Below are 22857 nucleotides of genomic sequence, written 5' to 3'. Positions count from 1 at the left end.
GCGGGGGGGCGACAGCGGCGAGTACCGGGCCAGTGCGGGGAGCATGTGCAGCGGGCTGGGCAGCCGCGACCGCCGCAGCCTCGCCCGCCCCATGCCGGGCACCAGGACGGGCACGTCGAACCGGTCCTGCGTCTCGACCAGGTGGTCGGCGCGCAGCCTGCGCAGCAGCCCCTGGTACGCGGAGCAGCACCGCAGGAACACGTGCTGCCCGTTGTCGATGCACAGCTCGCCGCGGGAGAACGAGTGCGTCGCCCCGCCCAGCCAGGGACGGGACTCCACGAGCGTCACCGGCACGCCCGACTCCCGCAGCGCGATCGCGGCGCTGATGCCCGCGAGCCCGCCGCCCACGATCACGACGCTCACCGCTCCACCCCCGACAGCGCACGCGCGGCCACGACCGCCTTCTGCCACGTCGGCAGCGACATCCGGGTGTTCAGCGCGAGCGCCGGGTTCGCCGCGATGCTCTCCAGGAGCCGCCGGTAGATGCCCGCCATCGCCGCCGTGCAGGCGGCGCTGCGCCGGTCCAGCAGCGGCAGCAGCCGCAGCCCCTCGGCGTACCAGGCGCGCGCCCGCTCCGCCTGGAAGCCGACCAGCTCGTTCAGCCGCCACGGCGGGTCGACGAACATGCCGGACTCGTCCAGCTCCAGGGTGCAGCGGAACCGCTTCAGGTCCTCGGCCGGGATGTAGATCCGCCCGGCCAGCCGGTCCTCCCGCACGTCCCGCAGGATGTTGGTGAGCTGGAGGGCGACGCCGAGCGAGTCCGCGAGGCCCTCCGCGCGCTGCCGCCCGTCCGAGCCGAACACCCCGAGGGACAGCCGGCCGACCGTCCCGGCGACCCGCTGGCAGTAGCGCAGCAGGTCGTCGAACGTCTCGTAGTCGGCGCCCCGCACGTCGTCCTCGCAGCCGTCGATCAGCTCGCCGAACGCGTCCAGCGGGATCGGGTAGCGGTTCGCCGCGTCGGCCAGCGCGGTCAGCACCGGGTGCCCCTCCAGCGCCGTGACGTCGGCGCGCCGCCGCAGCACCTCCTGGACGGTCGTCAGCCGCCGCCGCGACCGGTCGAGGAGGTCGAGCCGCACGCACGCCGGCTCCGGCCCGTCCCCGACGTCGTCGACGCCGCGCGCGAACGCGTAGATCGCGCTCATCGCCCGCCGCTTCGGGGCGGGCATCAGCCGGATCCCGTAGGAGAAGTTCCGGGCCTCCTCGCGCACCACCCGCTCGCAGTGCCGGTAGGCCTCCAGGACCCGCTCGGCACGCGCACCGGTCTCCGAAACCGCCGTCATCTCGCCTTCCCCCTTCCAGCGGCGCGCGCCCACCGGGCCACGAGCTCGGCCCGGCGCGGGCGCGGCGGCCGCGCGAGCACGTCGTAACGGCCGCGCGCCAGGCCGGCCAGCGCCGCGCGGCCCCCGGCCACATAGCCCGCCACGGCGAAGCGCGCCCACCCGGTCAGCTCCGCCAGCAGCGGCGCGGCCCCCCGGTCCAGCAGCTCCGCGGCGCGGCCGGCCTCCAGCGCCAGCACGCCCCGCAGCCGCGTCGGCGTCACCGCGCGGGCCAGGTCCTCCTCCGCGCAGCCGAACCGCCGCAGGTCCTCGCCCGGCAGGTAGATCCGGCCGCTGCGGTAGTCCTCCCCGGCGTCCTGGCAGTGCTCGATGAGCTGCAGCGCGGTGCAGACGTCGTCGGACGCCGCCGCGAGCGCCGGCCGGTGCGCGCGGAACAGGTGCAGCACGATGCGTCCCACGGGCGCGGCCGACAGGGCGCAGTAGCCGGCCACGTCCGCGAACGTCTCGTACCGGTGGACGACCTGGTCCTGCCGGTTGGCCCGGACCAGGTCGCGGAACGGCTCCTGCGGGAGCCGCCGGGCGTGCACCGTCCCGGCCAGCCTCCGTAACTGCGGCAGGTTCGGCGTCCGGCCGGCGAACACGCGGTCCAGGTCGTCGTCCACGAGGCCGAGGAGCTTGGCGCGCTGCTCCGGCGGGGCCTCGTCGCCGATGTCGTCGACGAGCCGCGCGAAACCGTAGACGGCGCGCAGCCCGGCGCGGTGCCGGGCGGGCAGCAGCCGTGCCGCGACGGGGAAGTTCTCCCGCGCGGCGAGCCGGTCCAGGGCGCGGTCGTGCTCGTCGGCGCTCCAGGGCGGTTCAATGATCACCTTCAAGAGATCGACCGGACCGCCACCAGAGAAACTCCGGCGAAGGTATGGAGTTGGTGAAACGCAGCGTGGCGGGCGCCGGACCGCTTCCGGACCGGTGGCGCTCCGCGGGTTGACCATCTCGCCCGGACATGCGATAACACTGTTACGTCCAAAAAACGTTGTTACTAGAGGATGGCCGATGGCAGCGAACTCCCTGGCTCCGAGCGCGTTCGAACAGGCCCAGCGGCAGGGCGACGAGGCGATCCGCACCTCGCTGCTGGACGCCGCGAGCCGCCTGCTGGCCGCCGAGGGCCCCCAGTCGCTCGCGCTGCGGCGGATCGCCGCCGAGGTCGGCTGCTCCACCACCGTCCTGTACCGGATGTTCGGCGGCAAGGCCGGGCTCATAGAGGCGCTCTACATCGAGGGCTTCGAACGGTTCCGGCGGCGCCTCGCCGCCGTCCCCCGCGACCCCGACCCCCGCGCCTACCTGCGCGAGCTGGGGCTCGCCTACCGGGACAACGCGCTCGCCGAGCGCAACTACTACGGGCTGATGTTCGGCGAGCCGGTCCCCGGGTTCGAACCCGGGCGGCAGGCCTTCGACACGGCCCTGTCCGCCTACCAGATCCTCGAGGACGCCGTGGTCGACTGCGCCGCCGCCGGCCTGCTCATCGACGCAGAGCCGCGGCACGTCGCCGTCTCGTTCTGGGCGGCGGTCCACGGCTTCGTCAGCCTCGAACTCGACGGCCACCTGCCGGACGCCGACGCCATCATCTGCACCCTCATGCAGGGCGCGTCGTCCGGTTTCTTCGTCACCCCCCGGAAGTGAGGTCACCATGGCCAACCCGTACCTGCAGGGACTGCTGGCGCCCGTCACCGAGGAGGTGACCGCGCACGACCTGCCCGTCACCGGGCGGATCCCGTCCGGGCTGCGCGGCCGCTACCTGCGGATCGGCCCGAACCCGCTCGGGCCGGAGGACGAATCGTCCTACCACTGGTTCCTCGGCGACGGCATGGTCCACGGCGTCCGGCTCCGCGACGGCCGCGCCGAGTGGTACCGCAACCGCTGGGTACGCTCGATGAAGGTCGCCGAGGGGCTCCAGGAGCCGTGGCCCGCCGGGCCCGTCGTCGAGGGCTTCGACCTGGCCCCCAACACGCACGTCATCGCGCACGCCGGAGACACCCTCGCCCTCGTCGAGGCGGGCGCGAGGCCCTACAGGCTCGACTACGAGCTGAACACCCTCGGCCCGTGCGACTTCGGCGGCACCCTCAAGGGCGGCTACACCGCCCACCCCAAGGAGGACCCGGAGACCGGCGAACTGCACGCCATCGGGTACTACTTCGGCTGGGAGCACCTGGAGTACACCGTCCGGGGGACGAACGGCGAGATCGTCCGCTCGGTGGAGATCCCGGTGCAGGACAGCCCGATGGTCCACGACTTCGCGCTGACGCAGAAGTACGTCGTCGTCTACGACCTGCCGATCACGTTCTCCATGGCGCTGGCCGAGGCGGGAGCAGGCCTCCCGTACGAGTGGAACGACGCGCACCAGGCGCGCGTGGGCCTGCTGCCGCGCGGCGGCGGGGCGGACGACGTCCGCTGGATCGACATCCCGCCGTGCTGGGTCTTCCACACCCTGAACGCCTACGACGACGGCGACGACGTGATCGTGGACCTGGCCCGCTTCCCCAGCTTCATGCACGGCGGGCGGCTGGAGGGCAACCCGCCGCCGGTCCTGGACCGCTGGACGATCGACCCCGCCGCCGGGAAGGTCGTGCAGGAGACCGTCGACGACCGCCCCCAGGAGTTCCCGCGCATGGACGAGCGGCTCAGCACGCACCGCCACCGGTACGGCTACACCGTCACCGCAGGGGTCGTCGTGCAGGACAAGGTCGGCGAGGCCCTGATGAAGCACGACTACCGGAGCGGGACGTCCGAGACGCGCCTGTTCCCGGCCGGGTCGGGCGTCGGCGAGGCCGTGTTCGTCCCGGCCGCGCCGGACTCCGCCGAGGACGACGGCTACCTGATGACGCTGGTGTTCGACCCCGTCCGGCAGGGCACCGACCTCGTCATCATCGCCTCCCAGGACTTCACCGGCGAACCCGTCGCGACCGTCCACCTCCCGGTCCGCGTCCCCCTCGGCTTCCACGGCTCCTGGGCCCCGGACCTCCGCTGAGCCCCGGCGGGGAGGTCGTTAGTCTCGGGGCATGCCGACCCACGAGCGCGAGATCACCGAGCCCGTCGACCTGTGCCTGCCGGACGGGCGGCTCAACCCGGACGCGGTCGGCTGGACGCGGCGCCCCCTCCACCGCGCGAACCTGCGCGGCTGGGGGCGGGCCAAGCGCTGGGAGTACTGGGGCATCGTCACGCCCCGGCACATCATCGGCATCGTCGCCTCGTCGATCGACTACGCCGGGGTGCACGGCGTCTACGTCCTGGACCGCGAGACCGGCGAGGAGATCGCCAGGGACGCGGTGGTGCCGTTCGCGCGCGGCGCCGTGTTCCCCGACCGCAGCGGCGAGGGCGAGGCGTCGGTGCGGGGCGGGGGAGTGGCGGTCGGCGTCCGGCAGCACCCTGGCGGCTCCCGGGTGCGCGCCCTCGCGCCCGGAGCGGGGTTCGACCTCGACGTCGAGATCCCGCTGGAGGAGGGCCACGAGTCGCTCGGCGTGGTGATCCCGTGGGGTGCGCGGCGGTTCCAGTACACGGTGAAGGACGTCGGGCGCCCGGTGGCCGGGCGGCTGCGGCTGCCGTCCGGCGAGCACGAGATCGGGGAGGGCGCGTTCGCGGTGCTCGACCACGGGCGCGGCAAGTGGCCGTACCGGATGACGTGGAACTGGGCGGCGGCCGCCGGGCCGGGCGTGGCGCTCCAGCTCGGCGGCAAGTGGACGGACGGCACCGGCATGACGGAGAACGCGTTCTTCGTCGACGGGCGCCTCCACAAGATCGGCGAGGAGCTCCGCTGGGACTACGACCGGGACGACTGGCTGCGCCCCTGGACGATCACCGGCGCCCGCGTCGAGGCCGGGTTCCGGCCCTTCCACGAGAAGGTCGCGCGCACCGAACTGGGCGTCGTCGGCACCGAGACCCACCAGTGCTTCGGCCGCTTCAGCGGGCGCGCCCGCACCGACGGCGGGACCTGGATCGACTTCGACGGCCTCACCGGGTGGGCGGAGGAGGCCCGTCAGCGCTGGTGAGGCGGAGCCGCGCGTTGACCGACCGCACCAGCCTCTCCGGGAGCTTGCAGACCTCGCGGTCGTAGGTGAGCAGGCCGTTCAGCTCGTCCTCGACGTCCGAGAGCTGCGTGTAGACGGTCGCGCTCAGCCCCTCCGGGATCGCGGGGACGATCTGCCGCGCGTGCAGCCGCGCGAACGCGGCGCCGAGGCGCTCGGGGGAGTCGTAGCGCTTGTACCCGAAGTCCTTGTCGTTGAAGGCGTGGCCGTCGACCCGCAGGTTGTAGCCGCCGTATTCGGAGAGGACGAGCACGCGCGGGTCATCGCGACGCGGCACGCGGAAACGCCGGAAGTAGACGTGGAGGCTGCGCAGGTCGCCGGCACCTTGGTCGTGCCAGCCGCTCGCGTGGTCGACGGTCCGCGTCGGGTCGAGCGCCTTGACCTCCCCGGCGATGGCCGCGGCGTCGAACTGGCCCCAGCCCTCGTTGAACGGCACCCACACGGCGATGCTCACCACGTTCCGCAGGTGCTCGATCGTCTCGCGCATCTCCTCCCGGAAACGTGCCCGGCCGCCCGGATCGGCCCGCCCGAACCGGTTGTGCTTCGCGTCGCTCAGCCGCAGGGGCGAGACCGCCGGCGCGGTGACGACCTCGGGACGGTACGGGCCGCCGCCGTTCACCATGTCCTGCCACACCAGGATGCCCAGCCGGTCGCAGTGGTGGTACCAGCGCAGCGGCTCCACCTTGATGTGCTTGCGCAGCATGGTGAAGCCGAGCCGCTTCATCGTGGCGATGTCGTGCACCAGCGCCTCGTCGGACGGCGCGGTGTACAGGCCGTCCGGCCAGTAGCCCTGGTCGAGGATCCCGGCGTGGAAGTACGGGCGGCCGTTGAGCTCGAGCCGCGGCACGTCGTCCGCGTCGAGGCCGACGCTGAACGACCGCATGCCGATGTAGCTGTCGACGCGGTCGCCGCCCAGCCGGACGGTGACGCCGTAGAGGAACGGGTCCTCGGGGCTCCACGGCCGGACGTCCGGTATGGGGATCCGCGCCGCCCGGCCGGGGACCGCCTCGGCGTTCGCGACGACCCGGCCGTCCGCGCGGATCTCGACGCTCGCGGGCTGCTCGGCGGCGGCGTGGACGGTCACCTCGACGCACGACTCGTCCAGGTGCGGCACGAGCGTGAGCCGCTCGACATGGACAGCGGGCACGCATTCGATCCACACCGTCTGCCAGATCCCGGACTGCGCCGTGTACCAGATGCCGCCGCGCTTCAGCTTCTGCTTCCCCCACCCCCGGTCGCCCGTGTCGGACGGGTCGCGCACCTCGACGACGAGCGTTGCGGAGCCGTCGTGCAGGGCGTCGGTGATGTCGAAGGAGAACGGCAGGTACCCGCCCTCGTGCCGGCCGACCTCGCTCCCGTCGATCAGCACGCGGCAGGACTGGTCGACCGCGCCGAAGTGCAGCAGCACACGGTGGCCGTCGGGGCGGAACCCGTCCGGGAGGGCGATGGTGCGCCGGTACCAGAGCGTCTCGCCCGGGAGGAGCTGCCGGCCCACCCCCGACAGCGGCGACTCGGGGGAGAACGGCACGATGATCTCGCCGTCGTACCCGGCCGGCTCCTCGTCGGCGAACGCGTACTCCCAGCGCCCGTTGAGGTTGAGGTAGCTGTCGCGGGCGAGCTGCGGGCGCGGATACTCGGGCAGCACCGCGTCCGGGTCGAGCGCGGCGCCCCACCGGGTCAGCAGCGTCATCGGACGGCCTCCCTCTTCATCGCGTCCCGCCGCAGCGCCAGGACCGGCGGGACGACCAGCACCAGCACGGCCGCCGCCGCGACGAAGATCGCCGGCGTCGGGACGTGCTTGAGGACGCCGAGGTCCGCGTAGCGCTCGTCGGCGCCCTTGATGACGGCGGCGCCGAGATACGGTCCGATGATCATAGGGACGAGGATCGCGAACACCATCCGCAGCCCCTGGACGTGCCCGGCCCGCCCGGGCGGCGTGTAGTCCCGCACGAGCGCGCCGATCGGCGCGAGCACCAGCATGAAGCCCGACATCAGCACCAGCCCGGCGCCCGTCACCGCGGCCGTGTCGCGGGCGAGCGGCATCAGCAGCAGCCCCGCCGCGTACACCGCGAGCGCCGGCGGGAGGAACCGGACCTTCCCGACCCGGTCGATGACCCGCCCGAACAGGACGCTGACGGCGGACGCGCCGGTCAGCACCACGGCCAGCACCAGCGCGTACCCCTCGATCTCCAGGTACCGCTCCAGGTAGATGATCAGGTACGGCAGGAAGACCTGCGTGGAGACGCCCCACACGCACCACGCGGACAGCGCGAAGTACAGCCCCGGGTTCGCGCGCATCGCGCCGGGGCGCAGCCCGTGCACGAGGGCGTTCAGGTACCCGCCGCCCTGCCGCTCGACCGGGTGGTCCCGGACGAACAGCCACGCGACGGCCCCGGCCGCCGCGATGATCGACCCGACGACCAGGAAGAACAGCGACCACCGCCCGTCCCGCGTCATCGAGTCGAAGCCGCCGAACACCACCAGCATCGACATCAGCGGCATGATCGCCAGCACCGATTCGACCCGTCCGCGGTTCGCCGGCCGCGTCACGTCGGTCGTCCAGGCCTGGAACGCCGCGTCGTTCGCGCCCGAGCCGAGGAACGACATCACGCAGTCGAGCAGGATCACGGTGACCACCGCGACCGCGACGGCGTCGGCGACGGGCGCGATCCCCGCCATGGAGTCGACGCTGACCAGCCCGAACGCCGCCGTGCACAGCCCCCAGGCCACGTAGCCGCCGGCGATGAAGGCGCGCCGCCGGCCCAGCCGGTCGGACAGGGCCCCGATCGTCAGCGTCGCCACCGTGGCCGCCGCCGCGCTCGCCGCGACCATCGCCGCGATCACGTCGGGGTTCCCGCTGATCTCCTCGTGGACGAAGAGATTGAGGTACATGTTCTCGACGGTCCAGGCGAGCTGGCCGACGAAACCGAGCACGATCAGAATCGTCCAGAGCCGGCGCCCCAGCGGAACGGCCGCGTCAGTCATCACGGACGAGAACAGTACAAGGGGCACTTACCGGACGGCTCGCGGCCGACCGCTCAGTGGCGGGCGGCGCGCCGCTGGGCGCGGCGGGCGGAGCGGCGGGACGCGGGCTTGGGCGCGGTGCGCAGCCACACCTCGATCTGGGCGCCGCCCAGCGGCGAGGTGCCGACGCGCAGCGAGCCGCCGGTCGACTCCGCCAGCCGCCGCGCGATGTCCAGGCCCAGCCCGGTGGACCCGGCGCCGCTGGCGCCGCGGCGCAGCGCCGCGTCGGCGTCGGCGATGCCGGGGCCGGCGTCGCCGAACAGCAGCCCGGTGGAGCTCCGGCCGCGGTGGACGGTGAGGCGGAAGGCCGTGCCGTGCGGGGTGTGCCGGAAGATGTTGCCCATCAGCGCGTCCAGGGCGGCGGCCAGCTCGGCCTCCGGGACCGGGACGGGGGCGGGCGCGTCGGCGCCGGCCAGGTCCCAGCCGCGGTCCTGGTCCTCGGCCAGCGCCGACCAGAACGCGAGCCGCCGGCGGACCACCTCGGACGCGTCGCAGCCCGCCGCCGCGGCCGGTCCGCCGGCCGCGGCGCCGGACGGGCCGCCGGGCCGCCGGGCCGCGGCGATGATCTCGTCGACGGCCGTCTCCAGCCGTTCCAGCGCGCCGCGGCTCTGCGCCAGCCGGGCCGGGTCGCCGGGGTTGGCCGCCAGCCCGTCGAGGTCGACCCGCAGCGCGGTCAGCGGGGTCCGCAGCCGGTGCGACAGGTCGGCGCCCGCCTCCCGCTCGGCGGCCAGCAGCCGGGCCAGCCGGTCGGCCATGTGGTTGAACGCCTCGCCGGCCGCGCGCAGCTCCGGCGGCCCCTGCGGCTCGACCCGCGCCGCCAGGTCCCCCGCGGCGACGTGGGTGACCGCGCGGACGAGCCGGTCGGTGGCCCGCACCACCCGCTTGGCCAGCCGGTCGGCCATCGCCACCGACACCAGCACCAGCGCGAGCGCCACCAGCGCGAGGATCAGCCAGGACCTGGCGACGCCCCGGCTCAGCTCCTGCTGCGGCACGTACACCTCGATGACGGCGAAGGTGCCGGCCTCCAGCAGGACCGGGCGCAGCAGCACCTTCCCGCCCGGGGCCCCGACGGTGGACGTGCGGCCCAGCCGCCGCGCCTCGGCGAGGTCGGCGGGCGGGGCGTGCGGCGCCCCGAGTGCCTGCCCGGTGGGCAGGTGCAGCGCCAGCCGCCCCGCCGTCCCGGCGGGCACCGAGCCGACCGCGTCGGTCAGCGCGGCCGGGTCGCCGGTCACCGACAGCACCGGCACGAGGGAGGCCGCCTGCCGCTCGGCGGCGGCCAGCGCCCGGTCGTGCGCCATCTGGCCGTTCAGCAGTCCCAGCGGGACGACGAACGACAGCGCGACCATCGCCGTCACCGCGGTGGCGACGCGCGCCAGCGAAGTTCTCATCCCGCACGACCTCCCGGCAGGTACTACGGCGAAGCGGCCGTGTAAGGACCAAAAATTATGCTCTTATGGGACGTATGAGGCCCATGCGAGGACGAGTCGGTTTCATCGCGGTGTGGACGGCCACTACGCTCACCGGCATGGCGATCACCTGGGCCGGGGTGAGCGGCGCGATGCGCGGGACGGCCGAGGCCACCCCCGACCGCGCCGCCGAGGTCCCCGTCCTGCAGGGGCGGCCGCCGGTCTCGGGCCCCTCCGCCGCACCGACGGAGCCGTCCGGCACGCCCTCGCCCTCCGCGTCCGCCACCTCTTCCCGCGCCGAGCCGGGCGGATCGCCCACCGCCGCGCCCGGCGGCGGCCGGTCGCCGTACCCGCAGACCTCCCGCCGGCCGGACGAGCGGGTGCGGACCTACACGGTCAAGTCCGGGCGCGTGGTGCTGGCCCTGTCCGACAAGTCCGCGCGGCTGGTGTCGGCCACGCCCGACGACGGTTTCCAGGCCAAGGTGTGGCGGCAGGAGCAGTGGCTGCGCGTCGATCTGACCGACGACGTCCACGGCTCGGCGGTCTTCGCGACCTGGCACGACGGCGCGGTGCGCGTCCAGGTCTACGAGTACTGAGGACCCCGCGGGACCGCGGGTCATTCCGGAGCCGTGAGCATGACGCCCACGCCCCGCACGGTGTGCAGGTAGCGCGGCGACGCGGAACGTTCCCCCATCTTCCGGCGGAGCCAGGACAGGTGGACGTCGATGGTCTGGTCGTCGCCGTAGGGCTGCTGCCACACCTCGGTCAGCAGTTCCCGCCGGGTCACGACGCGCCCGGCGTTGCGGGCCAGGAATGCCAGCATGTCGAATTCCAGGCGCGCCAGTTGCAGAACGGTGCCGCCCAGTTTCGCCTGTCGCCGGTCCAGGTCGATATTCAGTTCCCCGACCTGCAATGCCCGCTGCCGGGTCTCCGTTCGCGTCCGCCGCAGAACGGCCTCGATCCGCGCGTGCAGATGGCCCGCGGAAAAAGGCTTGACCAGATAGTCGTCGGCGCCCGACTGCAGCAGGCGGATGATCTCCGGCTCGCCGTCCCGCGCGGTCGCCACGATCACCGGCACGTCCGAGACCGCGCGCAGCATCTTCAGCGCCTCGCCGCCGTCCAGGTCGGGCAGCCCCAGGTCGAGGACCACGACGTCGGGCGCGTGCGCCGCCGCGTCGCGCAGCGCGTCCAGGGCGCGTGCCGCGCTGCGCACCGCGTGGCCGAGGTCCCGCAGTTCCCGCAGAAACGCCTGCCGGACGTGGTCGTCGTCTTCAACCAGCAACACGGTAGCCACGGTCGGACCATAGCCTAATGAGTAAGGACCGAAAGGTCCGTGCCAAATGTTGGGTCATGGCGTCGGGAAGCCCGCCGCGGACGCGTGCCGCCGGGCGGACCGAGACCGCCGCGGCCTCGCTCCGCCCGGTGTCCGGCGCTCCGCGGGGAGCCCGTCCGGCCTCAGCTGTTGAGCATGCCGAGCATCTGCCGGATCTGGTCGGTCCGGGACTCCTTGACGCGCTTCGCGAACGCCTTGGCGCCGGCGTCCCCGCCCTTGGCCGCCTCGTCCTCGGCCATCTTCACCGCGTTGTGCTGGTGCGCGACGAACAGGTTGAGGAACGCCGGCTCGAAGGCGGCCCCGGTGGTCCGCTTCAGAGTCCTGATCTCCTTCGGCCCGGTGGCCGGCAGGCCGCCGTGCTCGGCGTGCGAGCCGGGCGCGTGGTCGGTCGTCGTCGGCTCGGACCACTTGCGCAGCCAGGAGGTCATCGTCTTGACCTCCTCGGTCTGCGTCGCCGCGACGGCCGCCGCGAGGTTGCGCACCTCGGCGCGCTTCGCGCGGCCGGCGGCCACCCGCGCCATCTCCACGCCCTGCTCGTGATGGGCGATCATCATCTGCAGGAACATCACGTCGTGCTCGTTGTAGCCGGACGAGGCCGGCGCGTCCGAGGCGGCGCTCGCCGGCTCGGTCGAGGCCTGCCGCTCCTGGCCGCCGCCGCACGCCGTCAGCATCAGGGGCAGGACGAGCACGGCGGGCAGCACGATCCGGCGCAGGGGGCGGCGGCTCACAGCGCCAGCCACAGGGCGGGGGTGAACACCGGCTCCCAGCTGCGGATCGTCGTGTGACCCTGGCGGCAGCGGTACCGGGTGCCCTCGTAGGTGACCACGTCGCCGACCTTGTAGGTCACGCCGGGCCGCCATTCCGCACCGTCCGCGGGCGCGCCGGTGGGCTCGGGCTGGGACGGCGCGGGGGCGGAGGGCGCGGGCGTCGGCGCGGTGGAGGGCGCGGGCGCCGGGCTCTGCGAGGGCGACTGCGGCGGCTGCGACCCGGAACCGCCGCCGATGTTCAGGTCGATGCAGTTGTAGAACGCCATCGGTGTGTCGCCGATGTTCCAGATGGCCAGGACCTTCTGCCGTCCCGGGAACTCGCTGAGGTCGACCCGGTGCGTGACGACCGAGTCCGGGATCTGGTTGCGGTCGTCGAAGACGGCCACGCGGGTGCCGCCGACGAAGTACTCCCAGGTGCTGGTGCGGTGCCGCGCGGTGAGCGTCCAGCTGAAGGTCACCGTGCTCCCGACGGACTTGGCGGGCCAGTCGCGGCTCTCGTCGGAGAGCACCGCGAACTGGCTCAGGCCGCCGTGGCAGTTGCGCTGCCCCTTCGGTCCTTCGACGCTCTGCGGCTCGAACTGGATGGGGCCGCAGTCGGGCACGGCGCCGGCGGCGCACAGCGCCTGCCGGCTCGGCGGGGCGGAGACGTAGCCGTGCGCCGACGCGGGGGCCGCGGTGAACAGCGTCGTACCGGCGGCCGCCGTGAGGACGGCGAGCGGATAGGCGATCGTCCTGCGCATACAGGCATTCCTTCCCATCGTCTTCGGGGGTCGGTCGCCGCGATTCGGGGGACCGTTGACTGCGTCAGGACGTTAGCGACGGCTCTCCTAAGGCCGCCTTAACGACCAGGGAAGCACTCGTCAATCCTGGGAGCGCCCGCCCGGGCGGCCCCGGAGCGGGGGAGGGGAGGCACGTGCGGGCGGGCAAGTAGCTTGATATCGAGATAAATTAGAGGTATCTTGACATCGAGAAAAAAGCCGCCGAAGTTAGGCGCACCTGATTCCCGGTCAGGTCACCGACTAAGGCAGGATCAAGTAGGTGAGCACCCGCCTGCCGTGCCCGGGCCGCGCCCGGGGCACCGGCCGCGGGCGGGCGTACGAAGACCAAGACACAACGCCGCGCGCGCATGATTCGGACCGGTCGCGCGGTGGTGACGGAGGAGGAGTCCGTGTCCTCGAACAGCTTCGGCAGCCTTGACAAGCTGCAGGTAGGCGACAAGTCGTACGACATCCATCGGCTGGACGCGGTCGAGGGCTCCGCCCGTCTTCCGTACAGCCTGAAGGTGCTCCTGGAGAACCTCCTGCGCACCGAGGACGGCGCGAACGTCACGGCCGACCACATCCGCGCGCTCGCGGAGTGGGATCCGAAGGCGCAGCCGAGCAAGGAGATCCAGTTCACCCCGGCCCGGGTGATCATGCAAGACTTCACCGGCGTGCCGTGCGTGGTGGACCTCGCCACGATGCGCGAGGCCGTCCGCGACCTCGGCGGGGACCCGGGCAGCATCAACCCGCTCGCGCCGGCCGAGATGGTCATCGACCACTCCGTCATCGTCGACTACTTCGGCTCCCCGGACGCCTTCGAGCGCAACGTCCAGCGGGAGTACGAGCGCAACGGGGAGCGCTACCAGTTCCTCCGCTGGGGGCAGACCGCGTTCGACGAGTTCAAGGTCGTCCCGCCCGGCACCGGCATCGTCCACCAGGTCAACATCGAGCACCTCGCGCGCGTGGTGTTCGACCGCGACGGCGTCGCCTACCCCGACACCTGCGTCGGCACCGACTCGCACACGACGATGCAGAACGGCATCGGCGTCCTCGGGTGGGGCGTCGGCGGCATCGAGGCGGAGGCCGCGATGCTCGGCCAGCCGATCTCGATGCTCATCCCGCGCGTGGTCGGCTTCAAGCTGACCGGCGAGATGCCCGCGGGCACCACCGCGACCGACCTGGTCCTCACCATCACCGAGATGCTGCGCCAGCACGGGGTCGTCGGCAAGTTCGTCGAGTTCTACGGCGAGGGCGTCCAGGCGCTGCCGGTGGCGAACCGCGCCACGATCGGCAACATGAGCCCCGAGTTCGGCTCCACGGCTGCGACCTTCCCGATCGACGACGAGACGCTGAAGTACCTGCGCCTGACCGGGCGCAGCGAGGAGCAGGTCGCCCTCGTCGAGGCGTACGCCAAGGCGCAGGGCCTGTGGCTCGACCCGTCCGTGGAGCCCGAGTTCTCCGAGCACCTGGAGCTGGACCTGTCCACGGTCGTCCCGTCCCTGGCCGGTCCGAAGCGCCCGCAGGACCGCATCTCCGTGGAGCACGCCAAGCGGACCTGGCGCCGCGACGTGCACAGCTACGTCTCCAGCGTCATGGGCGCGACGGACGAGGCGGTCAACGAGAGCTTCCCCGCCTCCGACTCGCCGGCGATCAGCCACGGCACCAAGGGCGACAAGCCGCGCCAGGTCGACCGGAACGGCTCCGGCCGCCCGCACAAGCGCGTCCCCGTCACCCTCGAGGACGGGACGAGCTTCGAACTCGACCACGGCCACGTCGCCATGGCCGCCATCACGTCCTGCACCAACACGTCCAACCCGTACGTGATGATCGGCGCGGCGCTGGTGGCGAAGAAGGCCGTCGAGAAGGGCCTGAACCGCAAGCCGTGGGTGAAGACGTCCCTCGCGCCGGGATCCCAGGTCGTCACCGACTACTACGAGCGCGCCGGGCTCACCCCGTACCTCGACAAGATCGGCTTCAACCTGGTCGGCTACGGCTGCACCACCTGCATCGGCAACTCCGGCCCGCTGCAGCCGGAGATCTCCAAGGCCGTCAACGACAACGACCTGGCGGTCACCGCGGTGCTGTCCGGCAACCGCAACTTCGAGGGCCGCATCAGCCCCGACGTGAAGATGAACTACCTGGCGTCGCCGCCGCTGGTCATCGCCTACGCGCTCGCCGGGACGATGGACATCGACATCCTCAACGACCCGATCGCCGAGGGCACCGACGGCCCGGTCTACCTGCGCGACCTCTGGCCCTCGCACGAGGAGATCGCCGAGATCGTCGAGTCGTCCATCGGCCAGGAGATGTTCACCAGCAGCTACGCCGACGTGTTCAAGGGCGACGACCGCTGGCGCAACCTGGACATCCCGACCGGCGACCTGTTCGAGTGGGCCCCGGACTCCACCTACGTGCGCAAGGCCCCCTACTTCGACGGCATGACCGCCGAGCCGGAGCCGGTCACCGACATCCACGACGCCCGCGTCCTGGCGAAGCTGGGCGACTCGGTCACCACCGACCACATCTCCCCGGCCGGCGCCATCAAGGTCGGCACGCCCGCCGCGCAGTACCTCCAGGACAACGGCGTCGCGGTCAAGGACTTCAACTCCTACGGCTCGCGCCGCGGCAACCACGAGGTCATGATCCGCGGGACGTTCGCCAACATCCGGCTCCGCAACCAGCTCCTGGACGACGTCGAGGGCGGCTACACCCGCGACTTCACCCAGGAGGGGGCGCCGCAGTCGTTCATCTACGACGCGGCGCAGAACTACGCGGCGCAGGGCACCCCGCTCGTCGTCATCGCCGGCAAGGAGTACGGCTCCGGCTCGTCCCGCGACTGGGCCGCCAAGGGCACCGCGCTGCTCGGCGTCCGCGCCGTCATCGCCGAGTCCTACGAGCGCATCCACCGCTCGAACCTCATCGGCCTCGGCGTGCTGCCGCTGCAGTTCAAGGACGGCGACTCCGCCGAGTCGCTCGGCCTCACCGGCACCGAGACCTTCGACATCACCGGCGTCACCGCCATGAACGAGGGCGGCGTCCCCGAGGAGGTCGCGGTGAAGGCGGACGGCAAGGAGTTCACCGCCGTCGTCCGCATCGACACCCCGGGCGAGGCGGAGTACTACCGCCACGGCGGCATCCTCCAGTACGTCCTCCGCAACCTCATCAGCAAGTAACCGAGCCGGTCGCCGAGAGTGCCTCGCCCCTGAAGGGGCGAGGCACTCTCGCGTCTCCCGCCCACGTCGCTCCAACGAGCAGGTAGGTCGCACTGCCCGTCACCTAGACTGGACACTGACGGACACCACTCTGGAGGGTGCATGACTGCCACCGACGACGACGTCACAGTCACCGTCACCGTCAAACGCGAGGAGCTCGACGCCGTCGCCGACAGGCTCGGTACGCGGTCGGATGCAGAGACGGTTCTGGCGAGCGTCCATGGGGCCGGAGCCCTCACAGAACTGGTCACCGCCGCATTGCGGTTCGGGCGCTTGGCCGCTGCGGACGACGCAAGGCGGCAAACGCTTCAGATCCGCGCCATGTTGGATGATCTGGCCCCGGATCCTTCTTCGCGCGGGCTTCTTCTGAGCGCTTTGTCCGCAACGCGACCCGCAGCAGGACGCCGCAGACGTGCGGTTCCGACGTCGGAGTTCATGGCGGAGTTCAAGGGCTTGCGGCCACTGGACCCGGAACGATTCCGAGCAGATATTGACGACGGCTTCGACATCGAGCCCGACGATCCCTACAAGCGGGCGCAAGGGTGAGCGGCCGGCAACACCCAGAAGGGCTCGTCGATACGAACATCGTGATCCTTCACCGGCACCTCGATGCGGAGGAGCTTCCTGAAAGGATGCTGGTCAGCGCGATCACGATCGCGGAACTGGCGCAGGCGCCCCACTTCACCGACGACCCGGTGGAACGAGCGGAGCGGATCGCGATGCTGGCCAAGGCCGAGGCTATCTGGGATCCCTTGCCGTTCGATGACGACGCCGCCCACAGTTTTGCCCAAGTGGTCGCGGGGGTCCTCGCAATCGGACGGAAGCCTCGTGGACGGGTTCAAGATCTGATGATCGCAGCGGTGGCGCATGCGAATGATCTTCCGCTCTACACAACCAACCCCGACGACTTCAAAGGGCTTGAGGGGCTGGTGGAGATGGTCGGCGTGACCAGGCCGCAGCTCGACCGGTGAGTAGGGTGCAGATCAGCAAGTAACCCGCCGCTACGCAGAAGTGCCCCGCTCCCGTAAGGGTGCGGGGCACTCTCGCGTCTCGGGGAGTCAGTGCTTGAGGAGGCCCACCAGGGCGGCGAATTTGTCGCGTCCCATGAGGATCTTGGGGCCGTCGGGGTTCTTGGAGTCGCGGACGGCGATAATTCCGGGAGCCGACGCGAGTTCGACGCATTTGGGGCGGCTCGTCGTCTGCGAGCTGGTCACCAACGCGTGGCGGCACGGGGAGGGGCCGATCGTCGTGCGGGTGTTCCGCGACGAGCGCGACGGCCGTCCCGTGGTGGAGGTGTGGACGCCGGAGACGAGCGCCCGGTCGTCCGGCCGGAGGACCACGCCGCCGTCTCCGGCCGGGGGCTGGTGCTCCTCGCGGAACTGGCGCACGACTGGGGCGTCCGCCCGCTCAACGAGGGAGGAAAGGCCGTCTGGGCGGCGCTCCCTCGGCATGAGCCCTTCAAGGTGAACGAGCGACCCCGAGGCCACGCGCCAGGCCGTTCGTCGGCTCTCGGAGCGGCCTTCGGTCGGCTGAAGGGGATCGCGTGGTCGATCACGGCGTAGGCGGGACAGCGGGCGAGCCCTGGGTAGTGGTCCCCTGGTATCCCCGACGAGACGAGAAGGCTGGCATGAACAAGATCGGTGATCTGGACGTCTTCCCGCTCTGCATGGGCGGGAACGTCTTCGGCTGGACCGCCGGGAAGGAGCGCTCGTTCGAGATCCTCGACGCCTACGCCGCGGCGGGCGGCAACTTCATCGACACCTCCGACTCCTACATGGCGTCCGCGCCCGGCAACTCGGGCGGCGAGTCCGAGACGATCATCGGGGAGTGGACGGAGACGCGCGGCAACCGCGACGACGTCGTCATCGCGACGAAGGTCGGCCGGCACCCCGAGCGCCGCGGGTTGTCCCCGGCGAACATCCGGGCCGCCGCGGACGACTCGCTCCGCCGGCTCCGCACCGACCGCATCGACCTGTACTTCACGCACTTCGACGACCCGTCCGTCCCCGTCGAGGAGATCATGAAGACGCTGGACGAGCTCGTCACCGAGGGCAAGGTCCGGCAGATCGCGGTCTCCAACATCGAGATCGACCGGCTCCAGGCGTCCTTGGAGTTCGCTGAGCGGGAGGGCACGGCCCAGTACACGGCCATCCAGCCCCACTACAACCTCGTCTCCCGGGACACCTACGAGGGGCCCCGCCGCGACCTCGCCGAACGCTACGGGCTCGCCGCCGTCCCCTACTACGGCCTCGCGTCGGGCTTCCTGACGGGCAAGTACCGTCCCGGCGCGAACGTGGACAGCGTGCGCGCGGAGAAGGCCGCTCGATACCTGGAGACCGAGCGCGGAAACCGGGTCCTGGCCGCGCTCGACATCGTCGCCGAGGAACAGGACACCGCCGTCGCGACCGTGGCCCTGGCCTGGCTCGCCGCGCAGCCGACCGTCGCCGCCCCCATCGCCAGCGCCCGCACGATGGACCAGCTCCCGCCCCTCATCGACGCCGCCCGCACCACGCTGACCGACGACCAGCTTGCACGCCTCACCGAGGCGTCCGCGTGATGGCCGAATCGCAGACCGGAGATATCGAGATATAGCGTCCTGGCGTGCCGGATCTCGAGTTTCTGCTCATCGGGGGGCTGGCGGCACTTGTCGGGGCGGTCGTGCAGGGCAGCGTCGGCCTCGGCGTCGGCCTTGTCGCGACCCCCGTCGTGACGATGCTGTTCCCGTCCCTGATGCCCGGCTCGATCCTGGTGATGGCGCTGGTGCTGCCCGTCGCGACGCTCGCGCAGGAGTTCCGGCACGCCGAGCTGCGGGGGATCGGCTGGGCGTTCGCCGGCCGCCTCGCCGGGACGCCGCTCGGCGCCTGGCTGGTGGCGGTCGTCCCGGACCGCGCGCTCGGCATCATGATCGGCCTCATCGTGCTCGCCGCCCTCGCCGCGACGAGCTGGTCGCGCGAGGTGCCCCGCAACCGGCGGACGCTCTCCACCGCCGGGCTCATCTCCGGCACGACCGGCACCGCGTCCGGAATCGGCGGCCCGCCGATCGCGCTGCTCTACCAGCGGGAGAGCGGCCCCGCCGTCCGCGCGACCCTGGCGGTCTTCTTCGTCGTCGGCGCGCTGCTGTCCCTCGCCACCCTCGCCGCCGCCGGGCAACTGCCCGCCCGGCAGGTCGTCGCCGGCCTGGAGCTGCTCCCGTTCGTCCTCGCCGGCTTCCTGCTCTCCGGCCCGCTCCGCCGCTACCTCGACGCCGGGCGGCTCCGGCTGGCCCTGCTGATCGTCGTCGGGACGTCCGCGGTCGTGCTGATCGTGCGTAACCTGATCTGATGCGCCCTTCGAAAGCCGACCTGGAGGCCGCCCGCGACCGCGTCATCCCGGACGTCCTACCTCCCGAGGGGAGGCTCCGCGTCCTGTTCAGCGGCATCAACCCGGGCCTCTACTCGGGCGCGACGGGCCACCACTTCGCCCGCCCCGGCAACCGCTTCTGGCCGGCCCTGCACCGCTCCGGCTTCACCGACCGCCAGCTGCACCCGTCCGAGCAGGATCTCCTGCCCTCCTACGGACTCGGCATCACCAACCTGGCCCACCGCACCACGGCACGCGCCGACGAGCTGACCCCCGAAGAACTCCGCGATGGCGGCCAACGCCTCGCCGCCCTCGTCGAGAAACACCGCCCGGCCTACCTGGCGGTCGCCGGCGTCACCGCCTACCGCACCGCCTACGGCCGCCCCCGCGCCCAAATCGGCCCCCAGGACGAAACCTTCGGCCCCGCGCGCGTATGGGTCCTCCCCAACCCGAGCGGCCTCAACGCGTCCTGGCCCCTGGACCGCATTACCCTAGAGTTCGCCCGCCTCCGCGAAGCCGCCGCTGAACTCAGAACTCCGTGAGGATTTCCGGGTCGAACGTCACGGTGAACGCCGAGTCTGCCTGAACCTCGACCTTGAGCACTTCACCCGCTTCTGCCGCCGCATGGGATAGGTAGGCGCCGGCGCCATCGTCCAGGGTGAAGACCCGCACTCTCGGATGCGGGGAGAATTCGACGAGCCAGTACTGAGGTATGCCGAGTGCCGCGTACTCCTTCAACTTGCGCACCCGATCGGTACGCTCGCTGCCACTGCCGGGAGAGACGACCTCGACGACCACCAGCAGTTCGCCGCCGGGGATGACGGCCGGGTCGCGATCCACGATCGATCGCCGCGCCACGCTTCTCGGCACCATGAACACATCGGGTTTCCGGATCCCCGCCGGCGTGCTGATCTCCCACTCACCACCCCCGGCGACGAACACCGTGGCACCCGCATCCACCGCGGCCGCATTGAAAATCTCCTGCAACCGCATGGCCGCCCAATTGTGGGGCGCACTCGGCGACAACTCGACCAGCCACCCATCCTCGAGTTCCAGGCCGCGGCCCTCGTCCTCTCGGGCGTGCAGGTCGTCCATCGTGTACGGGCCAAAACCGCCATGGTCGTGTGCGACGCTCACGGTCCTGCTCCCATCCGTCGTGTGACTGACCAGCGCAGGGACTACGTTACCCCGCCCGATTTCCATGTCCGAGGGTAGTGGATCCTTTACTCTCAGGTGGTGTTGTTGAGGGCGGCGGTGGTGGCGAACATCGTGTTCACCTCGTTGACCAGGGACGGTTTCGGCTGCCAGAGGCCGGGGTGGCCGATGGCCACGATGGGGCGCGGCAGCGCGCGGACGGCGCCGAGGTGCCAGTGGTGGGAGCCCGGGTCGGCCCAGGGGCCGCAGTCGCAGGAGCCGCCGGGGACGGTGGCGGAGCAGACGTCCTCCAGGTCGGCGACGGCGATGACGGCGCCGATGGTGGCGAGCGGGTCGCGCGGGTCCCAGCCGGCGGCCTGGACGAGCGGGGAGTCGCACGCCTTCAGGTCGACGCGCATGGAGGCGTGGATCAGCAGCGGACCGCGGTAGGCGGCGGGCAGCCCCTGGTTCGAGACGGTCTTGCCGCCGCGAGCGATCGCGAACGCCCAGGGCTGTTGAACACTCATCGCCTGCACGCGGTCACCTCCATGGCTCGCCCCTGACCCGTCGCCGCGGGCTCGCCGCGGCCCTGCCGGGCCGCCGGTGCGCCGCGCGACGATGCCCGAGAGGCTAGGCGCATATCGGCGGATACGCCAACGGGCGGGGTGAGCGGGTCGTCGTCCGTCACGGGACCAGGCTCAGGCCGGTCGCTTCCCATGCGGATCTCCTCCGATCATCGTTGTGACGCGTGAGGACGCGTGCGGGTTGACGTGCGGTGCGGTTCAGCCCTTCAGCGCCCCCGCCATCAGGCCCCGCATGAAGAAGCGTCCGAGGAGCAGGTAGACCAGCAGCGTCGGCAGGGACGCCAGGAGCGCCGACGCCATCTGCACGTTGTACTGGACGGCGACCGCGCCCGACCCGGCGGTGTTGTTCAGCATGACCGTCACGGGCCAGCTGTCCGGGGCGCCGAGGAACACCGCGAACAGGAAGTCGTTCCACATCGAGGTGAACTGCCAGATGAGCGTCACCGCGAACGCCGGCCCCGAGACGGGCAGCACGACCGACCAGTACGCGCGCAGCATCCCGGCGCCGTCGACGCGGGCCGCCTCGATCAGCTCGTCCGGGATCGTGACGTAGTAGTTCCGGAAGATCAGCGTGCAGATCGGGATGCCGTACACGACGTGCGCGAGGACGATGCCGCGGATCGTCCCGGACAGCTCGATGTCCGTCAGCAGCCCGGCCAGCGGGATCATCACCGCCTGGTACGGGATGAACATGCCGAACAGGAACAGCGTGAACACGACGTCCGCGCCGGGGAACCGCCACTTGGACAGGACGTAGCCGTTCAGGGAGCCCAGCACCGCCGAGATGATCGACCCGCTGACGGCGATCTTGACGCTGTTGGCCAGGCCGCCCTTCAGCTCCGTCCAGGCCGCGCTCCAGCCGGAGGTGCTCCACCGCTCGGGCAGGCTCCACGCGCTGCTCGGGTCGGCCTCGTCCAGCGGCTTGAAGCTCGTCACCACCAGCACGTACACCGGGATGAGGAACAGCACGACGAACGCCAGCAGGATCGCCAGCCGCACCGTCCGCCCCGTCCGCGACATCCCGCCCGGGGCCCGCATGACCGTCATCGCACGCGCTCCGAGCGGACCGACCAGACCAGGTACGGGATCACCAGCACGGCCACCGCGACCAGCATGTACGTGGCGATGGTGGCGCCGTTGGCGGGGTCGTGCCGGTCGAAGATCTCGACGTAGGTGGCGACGGCCGGGACGTAGGTGATGATCTGCTTGCCCGCGATCGCCATGATCAGGTCGAACACCTTGAGCGAGATGTGCCCGAGGATGATCAGCGCGGAGAGGGTGACCGGGCGGAGCTGCGGGAACACGACGTACCGGTACACCTGCAACTCGGACGCGCCGTCCACCCGCGCGGCCTCGCGCAGGTCCTCGGGGACGCTGCGGAACCCGGCCAGGTACAGCGCCATGACGTATCCGGACATCTGCCAGACGGCCGGGAGCGCCATCGCCGCCATGCCCCAGTCCGGGTTCTGCCACCAGTCGTTCGCGAGCGCCCCCAGGTGGAGCTTGTCGAACAGCTGGTTGAGGCCGACCGCCCGCTCCGGCGGCGCCGGGTTCATCAGCCAGCGCCACACGACGCCCGTCGCGATGAAGGACACCGCCATCGGGAACAGGTAGACGATGCGGAAGGACGCCTCGCCGCGGACGCCCTTGTCCATCAGGAACGCGAGGAACGCGCCGAGCAGCAGGGCGCCGGCGACGAACACGGCCGTGAAGACGAGCGCGTTCCGCACGGCGCCCGGCCAGCTCGGCTGGTCCCACAGGTCGACGAAGTTCCGGCCCCCGTCGAACCCGTACTCGGACACCTCGTCGTGCTTGCCGCTCAGCGCGACCCGCGTGTTCCAGAAGATGAGCCCGTAGACGAACAGCCCGATCGCGACGATGGACGGCGAGACCAGCAGCAGCCCCGGCAGCCATTTCCGGCCGCGGCGGAACCTCACCGGACGCGTC

At 71.7% G+C, this 22857-nt stretch carries 24 protein-coding genes; 10 read left to right on the top strand and 14 right to left on the bottom strand.

Annotation, left to right across the window (positions count from 1 at the left end; genetic code table 11):
* The 3 genes from IEZ03_RS37450 to hpnC form a co-directional block, all read right to left on the bottom strand.
* A partial coding sequence (locus tag IEZ03_RS37450) for an FAD-dependent oxidoreductase (protein ID WP_229807928.1) occupies positions 1 to 363 on the bottom strand: 363 nt, incomplete at its 3' end.
* A complete protein-coding gene (gene hpnD, locus IEZ03_RS37445) occupies positions 360 to 1280 on the bottom strand; it encodes a presqualene diphosphate synthase HpnD (RefSeq protein WP_221480629.1) in 921 nt (306 codons plus the stop codon). The genes hpnD and IEZ03_RS37450, both read right to left, overlap by 4 nt.
* Entirely contained in the window at positions 1277 to 2143 is an 867-nt protein-coding gene (gene hpnC, locus IEZ03_RS01890; protein WP_229807976.1) for a squalene synthase HpnC, read from the bottom strand. Before hpnC ends, hpnD begins: the two co-directional genes overlap by 4 nt.
* Before the next feature lie 181 nt (positions 2144 to 2324).
* Here hpnC and IEZ03_RS01885 point away from each other — a divergent pair, with 181 nt between their 5' ends.
* Genes IEZ03_RS01885 through IEZ03_RS01875 form a run of 3 tightly spaced genes read left to right on the top strand, consistent with a single transcriptional unit; the run spans position 2325 to position 5314 of the window.
* Positions 2325 to 2951, top strand: a complete 627-nt coding sequence (locus IEZ03_RS01885; protein WP_184882689.1) for a TetR/AcrR family transcriptional regulator — start codon at positions 2325 to 2327, stop codon at positions 2949 to 2951.
* Positions 2952 to 2958: 7 nt separating this feature from the next.
* On the top strand, positions 2959 to 4296 hold the full coding sequence (locus IEZ03_RS01880; RefSeq protein WP_184882691.1) for a carotenoid oxygenase family protein: 1338 nt from the start codon (positions 2959 to 2961) through the stop codon (positions 4294 to 4296).
* A 31-nt stretch (positions 4297 to 4327) separates the two neighbouring features.
* Positions 4328 to 5314: a DUF2804 domain-containing protein gene (locus IEZ03_RS01875; RefSeq protein WP_184882693.1), complete on the top strand. Its 987-nt coding sequence runs from the start codon at positions 4328 to 4330 to the stop codon at positions 5312 to 5314.
* Here the strand turns inward: IEZ03_RS01875 and IEZ03_RS01870 are convergent.
* The 3 genes from IEZ03_RS01870 to IEZ03_RS01860 are packed head-to-tail and all read right to left on the bottom strand — an operon-like array spanning position 5277 to position 9762.
* Positions 5277 to 7040, bottom strand: coding sequence for a glycoside hydrolase family 2 protein (locus IEZ03_RS01870; protein ID WP_184882695.1), 1764 nt, complete (start codon positions 7038 to 7040; stop codon positions 5277 to 5279). The two genes, IEZ03_RS01875 and IEZ03_RS01870, sit on opposite strands and share 38 nt — an antisense overlap.
* Positions 7037 to 8335 carry an MFS transporter gene (locus tag IEZ03_RS01865; protein ID WP_184890491.1) on the bottom strand — a complete coding sequence of 433 codons (1299 nt, stop codon included), beginning with the start codon at positions 8333 to 8335 and terminating at the stop codon, positions 7037 to 7039. Before IEZ03_RS01865 ends, IEZ03_RS01870 begins: the two co-directional genes overlap by 4 nt.
* Before the next feature lie 53 nt (positions 8336 to 8388).
* Complete coding sequence (locus IEZ03_RS01860; RefSeq protein ID WP_184882697.1) at positions 8389 to 9762, bottom strand: sensor histidine kinase; 1374 nt, start codon at positions 9760 to 9762, stop codon at positions 8389 to 8391.
* A 137-nt stretch (positions 9763 to 9899) separates the two neighbouring features.
* On the opposite strand from IEZ03_RS01860, the gene IEZ03_RS01855 reads away from it, so the two are divergent.
* Positions 9900 to 10376, top strand: coding sequence for a hypothetical protein (locus tag IEZ03_RS01855; RefSeq protein ID WP_189241143.1), 477 nt, complete (start codon positions 9900 to 9902; stop codon positions 10374 to 10376).
* Positions 10377 to 10396: 20 nt separating this feature from the next.
* Here the strand turns inward: IEZ03_RS01855 and IEZ03_RS01850 are convergent, their stop codons facing one another.
* From IEZ03_RS01850 to IEZ03_RS01840, 3 genes are all read right to left on the bottom strand, one after another.
* The gene (locus tag IEZ03_RS01850) at positions 10397 to 11074 is read right to left on the bottom strand and encodes a response regulator transcription factor (protein ID WP_184882700.1); all 678 of its coding nucleotides are present in this window, start codon (positions 11072 to 11074) and stop codon (positions 10397 to 10399) included.
* Between the two features lie 161 nt (positions 11075 to 11235).
* Positions 11236 to 11841 (bottom strand): DUF305 domain-containing protein, encoded by a 606-nt coding sequence (locus IEZ03_RS01845; protein ID WP_221480631.1) that lies wholly within the window; start codon positions 11839 to 11841, stop codon positions 11236 to 11238.
* A complete protein-coding gene (locus IEZ03_RS01840) occupies positions 11838 to 12620 on the bottom strand; it encodes a lytic polysaccharide monooxygenase (protein ID WP_184882702.1) in 783 nt (260 codons plus the stop codon). The genes IEZ03_RS01845 and IEZ03_RS01840 overlap by 4 nt, the downstream gene beginning before the upstream one ends.
* Positions 12621 to 13048: 428 nt before the next feature.
* Between IEZ03_RS01840 and acnA the strand changes: the two genes are divergently transcribed.
* The 3 genes from acnA (at position 13049) to IEZ03_RS01825 (ending at position 16824) form a co-directional block, all read left to right on the top strand.
* On the top strand, positions 13049 to 15814 hold the full coding sequence (gene acnA, locus IEZ03_RS01835) for an aconitate hydratase AcnA (protein WP_308427943.1): 2766 nt from the start codon (positions 13049 to 13051) through the stop codon (positions 15812 to 15814).
* Between the two features lie 141 nt (positions 15815 to 15955).
* Positions 15956 to 16399 carry a hypothetical protein gene (locus tag IEZ03_RS01830; protein WP_184882707.1) on the top strand — a complete coding sequence of 148 codons (444 nt, stop codon included), beginning with the start codon at positions 15956 to 15958 and terminating at the stop codon, positions 16397 to 16399.
* Positions 16396 to 16824 (top strand): type II toxin-antitoxin system VapC family toxin, encoded by a 429-nt coding sequence (locus IEZ03_RS01825; protein ID WP_184882708.1) that lies wholly within the window; start codon positions 16396 to 16398, stop codon positions 16822 to 16824. Before IEZ03_RS01830 ends, IEZ03_RS01825 begins: the two co-directional genes overlap by 4 nt.
* An 87-nt stretch (positions 16825 to 16911) precedes the next feature.
* On the opposite strand, the gene IEZ03_RS01820 is transcribed toward IEZ03_RS01825, so the two are convergent.
* Positions 16912 to 17241 carry a DUF397 domain-containing protein gene (locus IEZ03_RS01820; protein WP_229807927.1) on the bottom strand — a complete coding sequence of 110 codons (330 nt, stop codon included), beginning with the start codon at positions 17239 to 17241 and terminating at the stop codon, positions 16912 to 16914.
* 239 nt (positions 17242 to 17480) lie between these two features.
* On the opposite strand from IEZ03_RS01820, the gene IEZ03_RS01815 reads away from it, so the two are divergent.
* From IEZ03_RS01815 to mug, 3 genes are read left to right on the top strand one after another with little or no spacing between them, the layout of a single operon-like run.
* Positions 17481 to 18410 (top strand): aldo/keto reductase, encoded by a 930-nt coding sequence (locus IEZ03_RS01815; RefSeq protein ID WP_184882712.1) that lies wholly within the window; start codon positions 17481 to 17483, stop codon positions 18408 to 18410.
* A gap of 44 nt (positions 18411 to 18454) precedes the next feature.
* On the top strand, positions 18455 to 19174 hold the full coding sequence (locus tag IEZ03_RS01810) for a sulfite exporter TauE/SafE family protein (protein ID WP_184882714.1): 720 nt from the start codon (positions 18455 to 18457) through the stop codon (positions 19172 to 19174).
* Positions 19174 to 19734 carry a G/U mismatch-specific DNA glycosylase gene (gene mug / locus IEZ03_RS01805; protein ID WP_184882716.1) on the top strand — a complete coding sequence of 187 codons (561 nt, stop codon included), beginning with the start codon at positions 19174 to 19176 and terminating at the stop codon, positions 19732 to 19734. The genes IEZ03_RS01810 and mug overlap by 1 nt, the downstream gene beginning before the upstream one ends.
* On the opposite strand, the gene IEZ03_RS01800 is transcribed toward mug, so the two are convergent.
* The 4 genes from IEZ03_RS01800 to IEZ03_RS01785 form a co-directional block, all read right to left on the bottom strand.
* Positions 19721 to 20329 carry a Uma2 family endonuclease gene (locus IEZ03_RS01800; protein WP_229807926.1) on the bottom strand — a complete coding sequence of 203 codons (609 nt, stop codon included), beginning with the start codon at positions 20327 to 20329 and terminating at the stop codon, positions 19721 to 19723. The two genes, mug and IEZ03_RS01800, sit on opposite strands and share 14 nt — an antisense overlap.
* 92 nt (positions 20330 to 20421) lie before the next feature.
* Positions 20422 to 20853, bottom strand: coding sequence for an ASCH domain-containing protein (locus tag IEZ03_RS01795; RefSeq protein WP_221480632.1), 432 nt, complete (start codon positions 20851 to 20853; stop codon positions 20422 to 20424).
* A gap of 255 nt (positions 20854 to 21108) precedes the next feature.
* Complete coding sequence (locus IEZ03_RS01790; RefSeq protein WP_184882722.1) at positions 21109 to 21957, bottom strand: carbohydrate ABC transporter permease; 849 nt, start codon at positions 21955 to 21957, stop codon at positions 21109 to 21111.
* The gene (locus IEZ03_RS01785; RefSeq protein ID WP_229807925.1) at positions 21954 to 22847 is read right to left on the bottom strand and encodes a carbohydrate ABC transporter permease; all 894 of its coding nucleotides are present in this window, start codon (positions 22845 to 22847) and stop codon (positions 21954 to 21956) included. Before IEZ03_RS01785 ends, IEZ03_RS01790 begins: the two co-directional genes overlap by 4 nt.
* Between the last annotated feature and the right edge of the window lie 10 nt (positions 22848 to 22857).

It is taken from the genome of Actinomadura livida (genome assembly GCF_014648675.1).
Taxonomy (GTDB): Bacteria; Actinomycetota; Actinomycetes; order Streptosporangiales; family Streptosporangiaceae; genus Spirillospora; species Spirillospora livida.
The sequence above is the reverse complement of the archived record's forward strand: the minus strand, read 5'-3'. Positions and strand labels throughout refer to the sequence as shown.

Coding starts and splice junctions, on each gene's coding strand:
- hpnD (WP_221480629.1), bottom strand. CDS start 1,280: ATGACGGCGGTTTCGGAGACCGGTGCGCGTGCCGAGCGGGTCCTGGAG.
- IEZ03_RS01885 (WP_184882689.1), top strand. CDS start 2,325: ATGGCAGCGAACTCCCTGGCTCCGAGCGCGTTCGAACAGGCCCAGCGG.
- IEZ03_RS01880 (WP_184882691.1), top strand. CDS start 2,959: ATGGCCAACCCGTACCTGCAGGGACTGCTGGCGCCCGTCACCGAGGAG.
- IEZ03_RS01875 (WP_184882693.1), top strand. CDS start 4,328: ATGCCGACCCACGAGCGCGAGATCACCGAGCCCGTCGACCTGTGCCTG.
- IEZ03_RS01870 (WP_184882695.1), bottom strand. CDS start 7,040: ATGACGCTGCTGACCCGGTGGGGCGCCGCGCTCGACCCGGACGCGGTG.
- IEZ03_RS01865 (WP_184890491.1), bottom strand. CDS start 8,335: ATGACTGACGCGGCCGTTCCGCTGGGGCGCCGGCTCTGGACGATTCTG.
- IEZ03_RS01860 (WP_184882697.1), bottom strand. CDS start 9,762: ATGAGAACTTCGCTGGCGCGCGTCGCCACCGCGGTGACGGCGATGGTC.
- IEZ03_RS01855 (WP_189241143.1), top strand. CDS start 9,900: ATGGCGATCACCTGGGCCGGGGTGAGCGGCGCGATGCGCGGGACGGCC.
- IEZ03_RS01840 (WP_184882702.1), bottom strand. CDS start 12,620: ATGCGCAGGACGATCGCCTATCCGCTCGCCGTCCTCACGGCGGCCGCC.
- IEZ03_RS01830 (WP_184882707.1), top strand. CDS start 15,956: ATGACTGCCACCGACGACGACGTCACAGTCACCGTCACCGTCAAACGC.
- IEZ03_RS01815 (WP_184882712.1), top strand. CDS start 17,481: ATGAACAAGATCGGTGATCTGGACGTCTTCCCGCTCTGCATGGGCGGG.
- mug (WP_184882716.1), top strand. CDS start 19,174: ATGCGCCCTTCGAAAGCCGACCTGGAGGCCGCCCGCGACCGCGTCATC.
- IEZ03_RS01795 (WP_221480632.1), bottom strand. CDS start 20,853: ATGAGTGTTCAACAGCCCTGGGCGTTCGCGATCGCTCGCGGCGGCAAG.
- IEZ03_RS01790 (WP_184882722.1), bottom strand. CDS start 21,957: ATGACGGTCATGCGGGCCCCGGGCGGGATGTCGCGGACGGGGCGGACG.